This is a genomic window from Fimbriimonadaceae bacterium (genome assembly GCA_019454125.1).
Taxonomy (GTDB): Bacteria; Armatimonadota; Fimbriimonadia; order Fimbriimonadales; family Fimbriimonadaceae; genus JALHNM01.
Genome location: CP075365.1, coordinates 1,891,265 through 1,904,847, shown reverse-complemented (window position 1 = coordinate 1,904,847; position 13,583 = coordinate 1,891,265). Strand labels below are relative to the sequence as shown.

The following is a 13,583-nucleotide window of genomic DNA, read 5'->3' as shown; positions in this document are numbered from 1 at the left end:
ACAGCCTGCGGCTACGCGGTGGGCGCTAGGGCACAAAGAAACGCCCCCCGCTCCATAAAGGAGCGGGGGGCTCGCCTATCTGTTAACGATCGGGAGCTATTAGCCGCCGATGGTCATCTTGGCGAAGTCAGTCTGGACGATCCAGAGGCTGAGGGCGGACGGGCCGGTCTGTCGAACGGTCCAGCGGCCTCGAGCAATGCCACCGCTGACGTAGCGGTTGAACGGCGCGGTGCCCGTAGCGGTCTTAACCGTGTAGGTACCGGTGATCGTGGCAGTGTTCGTGTTGACCCAGGCAGCGCCGGTGAAGTCGCGGAGCTCGGTGGCTTGCTGGAACGAACCAGTGTTGCCCATGCGGCTCTTGACATCCATCTTGATGCTGGTCGGGTTGGTGATGTTCGTCGAGAAGTCAGCCTCGATGTTCACCGGGGGAACCTGCTGGTTCGGAACGATGAACTTGCGGACTTCAAGGAAGTTACCGTCGTCGGCCTGGAGGCTGGCGAGGTTACCCGCGGTCTGGCGACCAAGGGCGACGCGGAAGGCGCTCGGGAAGAGCTCCTGGTTCGTCGAACCGGCGGTGAACTTGATGTCAAAGATCGCCGGGTTTTGGTACACGAAGGTGCCGCTTCCAGGAGGGTTGTTCTGGAAGATGAACGGGCCTTCCCAGCCGGTACCGGGGGTAACGGTTTGGAAGAATCCGTTCGGAGTGCCGCCAGCGTCAGCCGGGGCAGTCTCAGCGCGCCATCGGGCGGCCGGGCCGGCGACACCGTCGGCGACCATGCCCTGGACGAGGATCGACCAGCAGAACTCGCCGTTCGCCGGCAACGTGAAGTTGGCCGGGATCGACAGGGTCACGAGTTCGCCTTCGCCGGTGAGCGCGTTACCAAGGCCCTTGGGGATGGCCTGAGCCGGGCTCTCCCAGATCAGGGTCGTCGGGGTGCCGGCTCCGCCACCGAAGACGGACGTGCCGTTCACGTTCCAGATGCGGATCTTCGCCGTCGGGTTGCCACTCTCGTTCTCGGTCTGAGCATAAATGTTCATGTCGATGTTCGAGATCTGACGAGCCGTGCCTTCCACCGTGCAGGTGTTGCCGGCTTCGGTGTAACCCGTGTCGTCCGGAAGGCCATAGAAGAAGGCCACCGGGCTGGCGTTGGTCTGGTTGTCGTACGGAGCACCGATGGCGCCGACGTTGACCGAACCGCTCCAGAAGGAGGCGCCGATGTTGAACGGGATGTTCGTCGGGAAGGTGCCGCCCGGGTTCTCCTGGGCGCCCCAGTCCGAAGCGCCGCTCGTGGTGAAGACGCGGCGCCAAGTGACGCCCGTCGGGCCCACGGAGTTGCCGAGGACGGCCTTACCGAGGAAGCGGCCACCAGCCAGGTTCGGGTTGATGTTCGGGTCATAGGGGCCCGGATCGAGCTGCCCGCCCTGGTACTTGTAGGTGAACGTGATGTTAGCCGGAGCCGCGATGTTCGGAATCGGAATGTTCAGAACGCGGTCGCCCTGCTGCACCGGGATCGCGGGGCTCGTCCAGAGGAGCGTGCCCGGCTTGGCCAGGACCGTGCCGTTGGTGCCGGTGGTGTTGGCGCCGTCGTTGGCATAGATCTGAACCGTCACGTTCTCGCCGCCGGCAAGGCCGTCGTTGATAACGTGAAGCGTCCAGAAGGTCATCTGGGTGAGCGTAGCGGCGGAGGACAGTCTGACACCCGAGCCTCGTTCAGGCCAGCGAACCCACTGCGTGTAGGCGGGCTGACCGTTCCAGGCACCGGTGGGGCCTGCGGGACCGTACGAGTTTGTGTATTGGAAGTCGTTGCGGAAGAGGTTCGTCTGAGCGAACGCTCCGGTCACACAAGCAACAACTCCAGCGATTAGCGCAAGTCGCTTCATATGCTTGACTCTCTTAGCGTGGATCTTACGAAAGCGCACTCGAAGCGACAAGGAAAAATCTCTCCTTGCACCCCTCTCCAAGAAGTTGAATGCACTCCGTAATGCCATCATTCTAGCACCGGAACGCGCCCCCTGGCTATCACGATATGCGGTGATCTGCCTCCGGTCTGGTAGTCCTGCTAGGGACCGCGCAGGGCCGTAGGGAGCGTGGCGACCTCCATGTGGAAAACTCCCCGAGGTTGCTTGGGCATAAGGGCCCATTCCTGCGCCGACTAGGGCGGGCCGCCCAGGGTTAATACCGGGTGGGGGGATCGAACGGATGAAGCGGACAGCCCTAGAGTCAAGCGCCGCACGGCCTTTCCGGGCTGAAGACTGCAAGCGAACCGGGCTAGAATCAAGCGTATGCCCGTGGAGATCCTGATGCCCGAACTGGGCGAGTCGGTGCACGAAGGGACGGTGAGTCGCTGGTTAAAGAAGATCGGCGACTATGTCAAGGAGGACGAGCCGGTCGTGGAGATCATGACCGACAAGGTGAACACGGAGCTTGGCGCGCCTTCCAGCGGGGTGCTGGTGAAGATCATGGTGGAGGAGGGCGGCGAGGTCGAAGTCTTCCACGCGATGGGTCTGATCGAGGCCGACGAGGCGAAGGCGAAGGAGATGATCGCCGACGTTGGAGGCGCCGCCGCCTCGACCCCGAATCCGACCCAAGCGCCTGCCAAGCCGACAGAGACCCCGGCCCCGGCTCCCGAGAACGGGGCCGTCGAGCCTGCGGCCGCCCAATCCGGTAGCGACGGGAAGCGCAAGTGGTTCTCGCCGCTCGTCCGCTCGATGGCGAAAGATGCCGGCGTCTCGGAGGCTGAGTTGGCCCAGATCGTAGGTTCAGGCGCGGGCGGGCGGGTGAACAAGAAAGACCTTCAAGACTTCATTGACCGGCGTGGCGCGACCCCCGTTGCTGGTCGGCCCGGCCCGGCCACGGCTCCCGCGGCCGACCTCTCGTTCGCCGCTGCCGCGCCCGCTTCGGCGGTGGCCGGGGCGAGCGAGACGCACGCCCTTGTCGGCATGCGCAAGATGATCGCCGAGGCGATGACGCGGTCGAGCCAGGTGCCGGTCGTCTCGACGCTCATCGAGGTGGACGTGACGAACCTCGTCAAGTTCCGCGAGATCAATAAGGACTCGTTCCAAGCCCAGTTCGGGGTGAAGCTGACCTACACGCCGTTCTTCATCAAAGCGCTGACGGACAGCCTTCTTGAGTTCCCCTACCTCAACGCCTCGCTGGTCGACGGCCAGGTGACGCTCTATAAAGGCGTCCATATGGGCGTCGCCGTCTCACTGGGCGAGCGGGGTGAGGGCGGGCTCATCGTGCCCGTGATCCGGGACTGTCAGTCCAAGTCGCTGGTGGAGATCGCGAGGGACCTGGAGCAGATCGCGGCGAACGCCCGCGGCAACAAGCTCGGCGTGGCCGACGTCCAAGGCGGCACTTTCACCCTTACGAACCCGGGCAGCTATGGGGCCGTCCTCGGAACCCCGATGATCAATGCACCGCAAAGCGGCATCATCGGCGCCTATGGCATCACGAAGAAGCCGGTGATCATCGACGACATGATCGCGGTTCGCTCGGTGATGAACCTTGTCCTGACCTACGACCACCGCCTCGTCGACGGCCTTACGGCCGGCCGGTTCTTGCAGGCGGTCAAGGGTCGGCTCGAGAAGTTCGACTTCTACCGCTAAGCCGTCCGAGGCCCCCCTCTCCTCCAGCGAAGGAGAGGGGGGGGGTGAGGTTCGCCGACGCTCACCTACCCCCTGCTTCAGCGAAGGAGAGGGCGTCCTTAGCCGCCGTCTCGCCCGCTACGAACCCCGTTGCGAAGGCGGCTTGGAGGTTGTAGCCGCCGACCGGGCCGGCCACGTCGAGCACCTCTCCGCAGAGATAGAGGCCCTCGCATCGGAGCGAGCGCATGGTCTGGGGGTCGACCTCGTCGAGGCTCACGCCACCGGCGACGACCTCGCCCTTCTCTAGGTCCACTCGCTTGACCCGGCCAATGCGCCAGGCCTTCATCGCTTCGACCAGCCGGTTGAGCGCCTTCTTCCCGGCTTGCCCGCCACGTTCTTCTGGATCGAGCCCTGCCGACCCGCACACGTCCTCGACCAGGCTCTCGGCCACGAACCCGCCCACATAAGCGCCGAGGCCGCGGCGCGGGTTTTCCGCGCACCAGCGGCGCAGGCTTTCGGAGACTTGTTCGAAGCCCTCGTCGGGCCTGAGGTCGACCTCCAGGTTGACGGATGCTCCATCTATAACTTCGGCGACGGCCCGGCTGATGCCGAGCACGGTCGGCCCGCTGACCCCTCGATGGGTGAAGAGAAGGTCCCCGCGCCACCGCGCGACCTCCTTTCCTGGGGTGTGGACGCTCGACTCCGCTGGAGTGCGGAGGCTCGACTCCGCTGGAGTGCGGAGGCTCGACTCCGCTATGGATTGGGCGGCTTGACGCCCAACGACCCTGGCCTTCAACACGCAGTCCCGCACGGCCACGCCCGGCCGCTGGGGGCATTCGTCGAGGTGCATGTGCATCGGGGCGAGCGCGGCCCGCACGGTGACGATCGTGTGCCCGGCGTCCCTCGCCCAGGGCCAGCCGTCGCCGGTCGTGCCACTCTTGGGATAACTGCTCCCGCCGGTGGCGAGCACGACGTGGCGGCAGGGAAGGAAGCCCTCACTGGTCTCGACCCCATCGACCCTGCGGCTGACCGACCCCTCACCCCCAACCCCCTCTCCCCCGGAGGGGCGAGGGGGCGCCGGAGAGAACCGCAGCCCGGTCACAGGCGTTTCAAGCCGGACTTCGACGCCCTCCTCCGAAAGGTATCCCTGAAGGATCGCGACCACGTCCTTGGCCGTCTGGTCGACTGGGAAGACGCGGCCGTCCGGGCGGGTGTAGACCTCCAACCCGCGCGAGGTCATCATGCGGACGATCTCCGTGTTCGGCAGGCGGTAGCAGGCGGGGCGGATAAAGCGGGCCTCGTTCGGACGGAACGCCTTCAGCACGTCCTCCAGCGGGCCGTCGTGGGCGACATTGCACTTGCCCCCGCCCGAGATCAGCACTTTGGTGCCGATGCGGTCGGTCTTCTCCAGCAGCACGACCCGCGCCCCGTGGCGGGCCGCGTTCCAGGCGGCAAAGATCCCTGCCGCTCCCGCACCGACCACCAGCACCAACGGCTTACCGCCCAAGGACCGCGATTTCGCGCCAATCGGCTAGGTCGCGGACGACGACCTGGCCGTCGAAAGAGCAGAAGACGCCCGTCTTTCCATCCTCGGTGGCAGTCACCCCGAAGAGGGAGTCCTTCGAGACCCCATAGGTCGAGATCTGGTTCATGGAGCCGTCATAGATCGTCGCAGTCAGGTCGTAGCTCCCGACGAGCAAGCGGTCGTTGTCCAGCCATTTTAGGCTGATGATCCCCGTCCGCTCGGGCCGGCCCTTGTAGAGCGGTTCACCGCGCGGCACCGAGAAAATTTGCATCTGCCCGCTGAGGGCACCGACGGCCAAGCGTCGCCCGTCTGGGCTGAACGCCGCCGCGGCGTAATCGCCTTCGTAGGAGCCGCTGAAGAGTTTCTTGCCGGTGGCCACGTCCCAGACTACGACTCCCTTGCTCGGGCCGACGGCGCAGAGCACCTTGTCGTCGTGCGAGACGGCCATGCCGTAGGCGTCGCTCGGCAGTCCTATATAAGTTTGGAGAAGGCGGCCCGTCCGCGCGTCCCACATCTTAGCGCGGTTGTCGTAACCGCAACTGTAGACGCGGTTGCCGTCGCGCGAGGCGGCCACCCCGCTGACGTATGAGGTCCCGCTCCTCCAGCCTTTGATCTTGCGGCCGTCTGTGGCGGACCAAACGTTGACGACGCCGTCGTAGCCCCCGCTGACGAGGAGGCGGCCGTCGCCGCTAAAGGCGATCTGGGTGACGTGCCCTCCGTGCGCGTTCTTGGTCTGGCGTCGGAGCGACCAGTCGCTTGTGAGCCAAACCTTGATGGAGCCGTCGTCGCCCGCAGTGGCGAGCACCTTGCCGTCCGGTCGGAAATCAGCGCACCGAGCCCCGCCCGGATGGGCTTGAACGGTAAGAACGAATGTTAGCGCTGCTATCACGATAGTAAGAATACCGAAGGGAAGTTGAATGGCCGCTAAAGAATTTTTCCTGGCCCTCTTCCTGTCTCCGGGGAAAATGCGGATATGGACGATTGGGAGCGCCCACAGACGCTGGAGGGAAGGTGGGTCCGGTTGGAGCCCCTGGAGGCTCGGCACGCGCCCGGGCTGCTGGACGCCTTCGACCTCGAGACGTTCCGTTACTTCACCGTCCCGCGCCCTGAAATGACCGTCGCGGGGTTCGAGCGGCTCGTCCAAGACCGCACCGCACCGGGCTCCTTTGGCTATGCCGTCGTCTTGCGGGAGGGTGGCAAGGTGGTCGGCTCTTCTTCCATGTTCGACTTAAACCCGGCCCATCGCAACCTCGAGATCGGGCACACGTGGTACGCGCCGCAATGGCGCGGGACGTTCGTGAACCCCGAAAGCAAGCTCCTGATGCTCCGGCACGCCTTTGAGGCGATGGGCTGCATCCGTGTCCAGCTGAAGTGCGACGACCGCAACGAGCGGAGCAAGGCCGGGATCCGGAAGCTGGGGGCGAAGTTCGAGGGAGTGCTGCGGAACAACGTGGTCATGCCGGACGGGCACCGGCGCCAGACGGCTTACTTCAGTGTGCTGCCCGAAGAGTGGCCGGACGTGAAAGCGGCCTTGTTGAACCGGCTGGAACACTTGGGCGGGCAGGGCTAGGCGCGAAGGGCCATCGGGCCAGGGATGCCACACGGGGAAGTTCTTAACAAGGACGCACTCGCCGCGGTTAGCCCATGGCAGGGTTGGGCCGGTAACATGGCGCCATGGAGCAGCTGGGCGGAAGGCGGTCCAAGCAATTCCATTCAGCGTCATGGCGACAGGTCGCAACTAGCCTCGGCACGGGGCGTGCCGAGGCATGAAAAAAGTGACGGACAGCGCTTGGGGTCGGGCGCGGTTCCTCCGGGCCCGACTAAAAGCAAGCGTCAGTGAGACCGAGACGAACCAGACCGTCGCAGGCTCCGGCACGGCGTGGATCTCTAGGGTCCGGAACTCATTGATCGTCCCGGAGAAGTTGTCGTAGGTCTGCAGGAACCGGACGAACTCGATCCTGCTCCAGTCGATCTGGCGGCTGAAGTCGCTGCGGAAGAACTCGATCCCCTGGTCAGGCCTTTGCCGCCAATGGATGTTGTTCGCCGAGCGGCCGTCGGCGTCGCGGAGAAACAGTGTGTACCCGGTCGCATTGATCTCGTCAGGCGTGGTGTCGCGGTCGACCTGGATGCTGGTCGCGAACCCCATGTCCACCTCCATCGGGTCGCCTGCGCCGTAGTCGAAGTACAACTCGCAAAGGACGTTCGGCCGCTGGGTGGGCCAAGCCACCTGGTGACGGCCAGCGCGGTTTTCCATCACGACGTCCACCATGCCGAGGTTTTGGAAGAGCCGGAATCCGTACTGCCTCGACCCCCCGATCGTGTCGCGAGGATCGATGTTCCGGATGATGTCGCCATAGGAGCCCGGCTGCCGAAACACCCGCTCGAAGTCCCCTCCGTCGAAGTTGTCGATGATAAGCATGGCTCCATTTGCAGGCAAAAGTCTTCCCAGTGGCCCGGTTGAGGTGCCAGGTCGGCTGCGACGTCACGGCGCTTAGCGCAGGGGCTGGCCGGGCTTTCGCCTGGTCACTCTGAGGTCGTGGCGGGGCCAGGGCTGCAGGCACAGCTGGGGCCGCAGGGGGCGGCTGGGGCTGGTGACGACGCTTCACTCGGGGCCTTGTCGGGCGCCTTCTCGCTGGCATTGGCGGTGGGCTTGCCCGAATAGTCGTTGATGTGGAAGCCCGCGCCCTTGAAGAGCACGGCGGTGGGTTGGATGAGGCGGCGAAGCGAGCCGTTCGCGCCACAGTCACAGTCCTTCAGCGGGTCTTCCGTGATGCGTTGCTCGACTTCGATGGTCTTAGAGCAGGTCTTGCACTCGTACACGTAGGTCGGCATCTTTGTCGTTTATGATTATCGTCGGAAGGGGCCAAGCCACTTGGGCCCCTGTTGTCCGTGGCACAATACATCGCTCGCGTCATGTCGCCGCAAACCTTCTCGGCCGCCGACCTTCCCGTCATCGGGTTCTTGGTCTTGTTAGAGGGGCTGCTTTCGGCGGACAACGCGCTCGTCCTGGCGATCATGGTGCGGCACTTGCCGCGCGTGGAGCAGAAGAAAGCGCTGCTTTACGGCCTTGGAGGCGCCTTCGTCTTCCGTGCGCTAGCCATTCTTCTCGCGTCCTACATCATTCAGCTGTGGTGGCTGCAGTTGATCGGCGCGGGCTACCTGCTTTACATCACGATCAAGCACTTCCGCCAGCGCCACGTTGGGGACGACGCGGTGGGCTCCGCCGTCCAGAAGGGGTTCTGGGCGACCGTGGTGGCGGTGGAACTTACCGATATCGCCTTTGCGGTGGACAGCGTCGTGGCTGCGGTGGCGATCGTTAAAGGGCCGGAGAAGCTGTGGGTGGTCTATACCGGCGCCATATTCGGCGTCGTCCTTTTGCGGTTTGCCGCCGGCTTCTTCATCGGCCTCCTTGACAAGTTCCCGTCGCTCGAGCACCTGGCGTATGCGCTGGTCGGCTGGGTCGGGGTGAAGCTCTCGCTGATGGCCGGGCACAACGCGATCGTTGCCTATAACCGCAGCGCGCCGGAGCGGCTCGGGTTCGCCATCCCAGAGATGCCGCACCTCGTCTTTTGGGGCGTGATGGGGCTTATGATCGCCGTGGGCATCATCCACGCAGTGCGGAACCGGGCTCCCAGAGGGGAAGCCTCTTTAGCCACCTCGCAACCTATCTTCGTCGAGGGCCGTACCGAGCATAATTCATCTTCGGAGGAAACTTGATGTCCGACATGCTTGGAGTGATCCCCGCCATCTTCCTTATGTTGATCCCCATCGTGGCGATCTTGACGAGCCACCAGCGAAAGATGGCGGAGATCATCCACAAGAACCACGGCCAGTCGAACGACTCGGATCTCTTGGCGCTGCGCGAAGAAGTCCGGGCTCTGCGAGACGCGGTGAACCGTCAGGCCATCGCTTTGGACACGCGCCTCGACCGGCAGTTGGAACCGCCGCCCCTGCAAGAGCACTTGGAGGCCAGATAGATGAGTGAAGGCCAGATCGCCCTTTTCATCCCGATCCTTGCCCTCCTGATCCCGGTGTTCGCCATTGTCGGCGGCATCGCGACGAAGGTCATGCGGGACCTCGCCGAGCACCAAAGGAAGATGGCCGAGCTGCTCCACGGGAGAAGTTCTGCCGGGGACCAGATGGTGCTGGAGGAGATCCGCGCCCTGCGGGGCGAAGTGGCCGACCTGCGCGACCGCGTGAACCAGGTCGCCCTGAATTCGGACGTGCGGCCGTCTCTTAACAATTGATCTGGCGCGGAAACGCCAGATGGGCTATAATTGAGGGTGATAGGGAAGCGACGGGGCGATCCTTGTGGGCATTTAGCCCTAAAATGTAGAAAAAGTGTCAATGCTGGTATCGGACTTTAGGTTCAACCGGCCTCTCTAGTCCGTGCCCGGCTTCGGGGGCAAAGGGGTATTGTGACCAGTCCCGGTTCGCCCCATGAGAGTTATTACGCCTACCTCGAAGCGCATCGGCCGGACGCTCGAGGTTCCCAATCTTCTCGAATTGCAGCTTGAATCGTACCGTTGGTTCCTTGAGGAAGGACTTCCGGAGCTTTTTCAAACTTTCTCCCCGATCTGGGACTTCACCCAGAGCAACTACATTGAGTTCGCCGAGTTCGTCCTTGGCGAGCCCAAGTACAACCTGAGCGAGTGTCGCGACCGTGATATGACGTACGAGGCGCCCATCAAAGCGATGGTGCGGCTCGGCGGCAAGGACCGGGAGGTCATCGAGTCCGAGGTCTACCTCGGCGACCTTCCGCTCATGACCGATAAAGGCACGTTCATCATCAATGGACGCGAGCGGGTCATCGTGAGCCAGCTCAGCCGCAGCCCTGGCCTTTACTTCGAGGAAGACGTCGACACTTCGATGCAGATGATCGTCCGTGCGCGCATCATCCCCAGCGAAGGCCCCTGGCTCGAGATCGAGAACGACGCCAACGGTGTCGTCAAGACCCAGATTTCGCAGACGAAGAAACTGCCGATCACCCTCTTGATCAAGGCCCTCCACGGCTTTGAGCGGGGGCGCGACCGCCAAACCCGCCCAGTAGGCGAGAGCCTGCAGAAAAAGCTTAGCGAACCGATGGCCGACCCGGACACGGGCGAGGTCGTGCTCGAGAAGGGCGTGATCCTCACCAAGGCGGTGCTCGACCGGCTGACCGACGAGCAGAAGGAGATCCAGGCTCTTGTCGAGTCTCCGCTCGGGACGAGCGACGACATGCTGTGGGCCTTCGGCCGCCAGCAGACGCTCACGAACCCGGAAGCGGCCGATTTGATCGGCGCCCGCCCGCTTGCCGAGGTGAAGGACGGCACCGGCAAGTCCCTGGTCGGCGCGCTTCAGCGCATCGATGAGGAGACGGCGGTGAAGATCGCCACCCTCGGGGTCGAGACCCTGGAAGTGCTCGTGCTCGACGAGCTCGTCGAGGCGACCCTCGCAAACGACCCTTCGTCCAACACCCGCGAGGCCATCCTCTTTATCTATAAGCAGATGCGGCCCGGCGAGGCGGCGAACGAGGACGCGGCGAAGCAACTGGTCTACAGCTTGTTCTTCGACCCGCGGCGCTACGACCTGGGCAAGGTCGGCCGCCGGTTCCTCAACCAGCGGCTAGGCTTGAACGTCCCGCTCCAGATCCGCAACCTCACGAGCGACGACCTCACCAGCACCATCTTGGGCATGGGCCCCTACCTGAACAAGGAGATGGACAAGGACGACATCGACGACCTGCGCAACAAGCGGGTCCGCTCGGTGGGCGAGCTGCTCCAAAGCCAGCTGCGCTTGGGCTTTGTCCGAATGGAGAAGGTCGCCCGCGAACGCATGACGAGCGCCGACCAGGACAACCTGCTGCCGTCGATCATCCTCAGCGTCAAGCCGGTGAGCGCCTCGATCAAGAGCTTCTTCAGCAGCAACCAGCTCAGCACGTTCATGGACCAGACGAACCCGCTGAGCGAGCTCACGAACAAGCGGCGCCTTTCGAGCCTCGGCCCCGGCGGCCTGCAGCGCACCAGCGCCAAGCTCGAAGTCCGCGACGTGCACCGCTCGCACTACGGGCGGATCTGTCCGATCGAAACGCCGGAAGGTCCGAACATCGGCCTCATCAGCCAGCTGACCACCCACGGGCGCATCGACGAGTTCGGCTTCATCATGACGCCGTACCGCCGCGTCGTCGACGGGGTCGTCAAGCCGGAGATCGTCTACCTGACGGCGAACGAGGACTTCGACAAGCGCATCATGCCCGCGGACACCAAGCTGGACGAGGACGGGCGCATCCTCAGCGACACCATCCAGGTCCGCTGTCCGGGCGGCGACAAGAACTTCGGCGGTGCCCAGTACCCGATCGTGCCGCGCTTGCGCGTCGACCTGATGGACGTCTCGCCGGTGCAGATCATTTCTGTCGCGACGTCGCTCATCCCGTTCCTGGAGAACGACGACGCGAACCGCGCCCTCATGGGCGCGAACATGCAGCGCCAGGCCGTGCCTTGCCTTCGTAGCGAGGCGCCCTTGGTCGGCACCGGGCACGAAGCCCGGGCCGCGGTGGACTCCGGGGCCTCGATCCGCGCCCGGCGCGACGGGCTCGTCACCTATGTGACCAGCCACGAGATCCGCATCGTCGGGGACGACGGGACCGAGGACACCTACGAGCTGACCCACCTTTACCAGAGCAACAAGACGACCTGCTTCACCCACCGCCCGGTGGTCGTGCCTGGCCAGCGCGTGCTGCGCGGCGACCCGCTCGCCGACGGCGCCACCTGCGACGACGGCCGCCTTGCCCTGGGTAAGAACGTGCTCGTCGCGTTCATGCCGTGGAACGGCTACAACTACGAGGACGCGATCGTCCTGAGCGAGCGCCTGGTGAAGGAGGACGTGTTCACGTCGATCCACATCGAGCGCCATGAGACGGAGGCGGTCGACACTAAGCTCGGCCCCGAGGAGATCACGCGCGACATTCCGAACGTCGGCGAGGACGCGCTCAAGGACCTCGACGAGAACGGCATCATCCGGGTCGGCGCGGAAGTCCGTCCCGAGGACATCTTGGTCGGTAAGGTCGCCCCCAAGGGCCAGACCGAAATGACGGCGGAAGAGCGGCTCATCATCGCCATCTTCGGCAAGAAGGCGGAGGAGACCCGCGACGTCTCGCTCCGGCTGCCGCACGGCGAGAAAGGGACGGTCGTGGACGTCAAGGTCTTCAGCCGGTTCAAATACCTTTCGCCGACGATCAACTATATCTACAAAGAGTCGAAGAAGCGCGAGCGCTTGATCTGCGACCGCACCGACGAGCCCCTGCTCCAGATCGCGGGCGACGAGCTGCCGGCGGGTACGAACATGACCGTGCAGGTCCACGTTGCCCAAAAGCGCAAGATCATGGTCGGCGACAAGATGGCGGGCCGCCACGGCAATAAAGGCGTCATCAGCCGCATCCTTCCCGTGGAAGACATGCCCGTGCTGGCCGACGGCACGCCGGTCGACATCGTCCTGAACCCGCTCGGCGTTCCGAGCCGAATGAACATCGGCCAGATCTTGGAGACGCACCTGGGCCTGGTCGGCCGGCACCTGGATTGCCGCTACGAGTGCCCCGCCTTCGAAGGCGCGACCGAAGAGGAGATCCTCCACGAGGTCCAGCGCCTGGGCGAGCACCTGCGGGTCCAAGCCTTGCAGGCGTACGTGAACTCGGAGCTCGCGCTGAACATGCGCTTCCGACCGGACGACTCGCTGGAGACCATGCTGGCGAAGGTCGAGGACAAGCTCCGCTCGCTAGACCAGGAGTCGCTCGAGCGCATCAGCCGCATCCTCGCGGCGAAGTCGACGCGGACGATGGAGGAGCTGCTCGCGGTCGATCCCGACATGTTCGAACCGGAAGACCTCTCCGTCTCGACGGGCCAGCCCTTCAAGGCGCCGGACGAGGTCTACGCGGAAATCTTGGAGAAGCTCCAGGTGAACGTCTTCCGGCGCGCGGGCCTCGACCCGAACACGTGCAAGTCGGTCTTGCGGGACGGCCTCACCGGCGACGAACTGCCGAACAAAATGACGGTCGGCGTGATCTACATGCTCAAGCTGGAGCACCTTGCTGACGAAAAGATCCACGCCCGCTCGATCGGCCCCTACTCGCTCGTCACGCAGCAGCCGCTGGGTGGTAAGGCGCAGTTCGGCGGCCAGCGCTTCGGCGAAATGGAAGTCTGGGCTCTGGAAGCGTACGGCGCCGCCTATACGCTGCAGGAACTGCTGACCATCAAGTCCGACGACGTCATGGGCCGCGTGAAGGCGTACGAGTCCATCGTCAAGGGCGAGCCGATCAGCGAGCCAGGCATCCCAGAGAGCTTCAAGATCCTCGTCAACGAACTCCGCAGCCTCTGCCTAAAGGTGACGGTCGAGGACGCGCAGAACAAGGAATTGACCCTGAAGGACCTCGACGAACTCACCGGCGGAGACGACGTGAGGCTCGCGAGGAGCGTGGGGTTCTTTAACTAGTTGGCGG

At 64.2% G+C, this 13,583-nt stretch carries 11 protein-coding genes; 6 read left to right on the top strand and 5 right to left on the bottom strand.

Features of this window, described 5'->3' with window-relative positions; genetic code table 11:
* Positions 1-99 precede the first annotated feature (99 nt).
* Positions 100-1,881 (bottom strand): hypothetical protein, encoded by a 1,782-nt coding sequence (locus KF733_09390; protein ID QYK55216.1) that lies wholly within the window; start codon positions 1,879-1,881, stop codon positions 100-102.
* A gap of 402 nt (positions 1,882-2,283) precedes the next feature.
* Between KF733_09390 and KF733_09385 the strand changes: the two genes are divergently transcribed.
* The gene (locus tag KF733_09385; protein QYK55215.1) at positions 2,284-3,609 is read left to right on the top strand and encodes a 2-oxo acid dehydrogenase subunit E2; all 1,326 of its coding nucleotides are present in this window, start codon (positions 2,284-2,286) and stop codon (positions 3,607-3,609) included.
* 61 nt (positions 3,610-3,670) lie between these two features.
* Here KF733_09385 and KF733_09380 read toward each other — a convergent pair whose 3' ends face one another.
* Positions 3,671-5,095 (bottom strand): NAD(P)/FAD-dependent oxidoreductase, encoded by a 1,425-nt coding sequence (locus KF733_09380; GenBank protein ID QYK55214.1) that lies wholly within the window; start codon positions 5,093-5,095, stop codon positions 3,671-3,673.
* The gene (locus KF733_09375) at positions 5,085-6,002 is read right to left on the bottom strand and encodes a WD40 repeat domain-containing protein (protein QYK55213.1); all 918 of its coding nucleotides are present in this window, start codon (positions 6,000-6,002) and stop codon (positions 5,085-5,087) included. Before KF733_09375 ends, KF733_09380 begins: the two co-directional genes overlap by 11 nt.
* A gap of 84 nt (positions 6,003-6,086) precedes the next feature.
* Between KF733_09375 and KF733_09370 the strand changes: the two genes are divergently transcribed.
* Positions 6,087-6,683, top strand: coding sequence for a GNAT family N-acetyltransferase (locus tag KF733_09370; protein ID QYK55212.1), 597 nt, complete (start codon positions 6,087-6,089; stop codon positions 6,681-6,683).
* Positions 6,684-6,851: 168 nt separating this feature from the next.
* On the opposite strand, the gene KF733_09365 is transcribed toward KF733_09370, so the two are convergent.
* Together KF733_09365 and KF733_09360 are read right to left on the bottom strand one after the other, a co-directional pair.
* A complete protein-coding gene (locus tag KF733_09365; protein ID QYK55211.1) occupies positions 6,852-7,532 on the bottom strand; it encodes a hypothetical protein in 681 nt (226 codons plus the stop codon).
* A gap of 104 nt (positions 7,533-7,636) precedes the next feature.
* Entirely contained in the window at positions 7,637-7,945 is a 309-nt protein-coding gene (locus KF733_09360; protein QYK55210.1) for a hypothetical protein, read from the bottom strand.
* Positions 7,946-8,026: 81 nt separating this feature from the next.
* On the opposite strand from KF733_09360, the gene KF733_09355 reads away from it, so the two are divergent.
* The 4 genes from KF733_09355 to rpoB all read left to right on the top strand — a co-directional run bounded on the left by KF733_09355 (position 8,027) and on the right by rpoB (position 13,576).
* On the top strand, positions 8,027-8,830 hold the full coding sequence (locus KF733_09355) for a hypothetical protein (GenBank protein QYK55209.1): 804 nt from the start codon (positions 8,027-8,029) through the stop codon (positions 8,828-8,830).
* An 8-nt stretch (positions 8,831-8,838) separates the two neighbouring features.
* Positions 8,839-9,090 (top strand): hypothetical protein, encoded by a 252-nt coding sequence (locus tag KF733_09350; GenBank protein QYK55208.1) that lies wholly within the window; start codon positions 8,839-8,841, stop codon positions 9,088-9,090.
* Positions 9,091-9,360, top strand: a complete 270-nt coding sequence (locus KF733_09345) for a hypothetical protein (GenBank protein QYK55207.1) — start codon at positions 9,091-9,093, stop codon at positions 9,358-9,360.
* Positions 9,361-9,619: 259 nt separating this feature from the next.
* Positions 9,620-13,576, top strand: coding sequence for a DNA-directed RNA polymerase subunit beta (gene rpoB / locus KF733_09340; GenBank protein ID QYK55206.1), 3,957 nt, complete (start codon positions 9,620-9,622; stop codon positions 13,574-13,576).
* Positions 13,577-13,583: the final 7 nt, after the last annotated feature.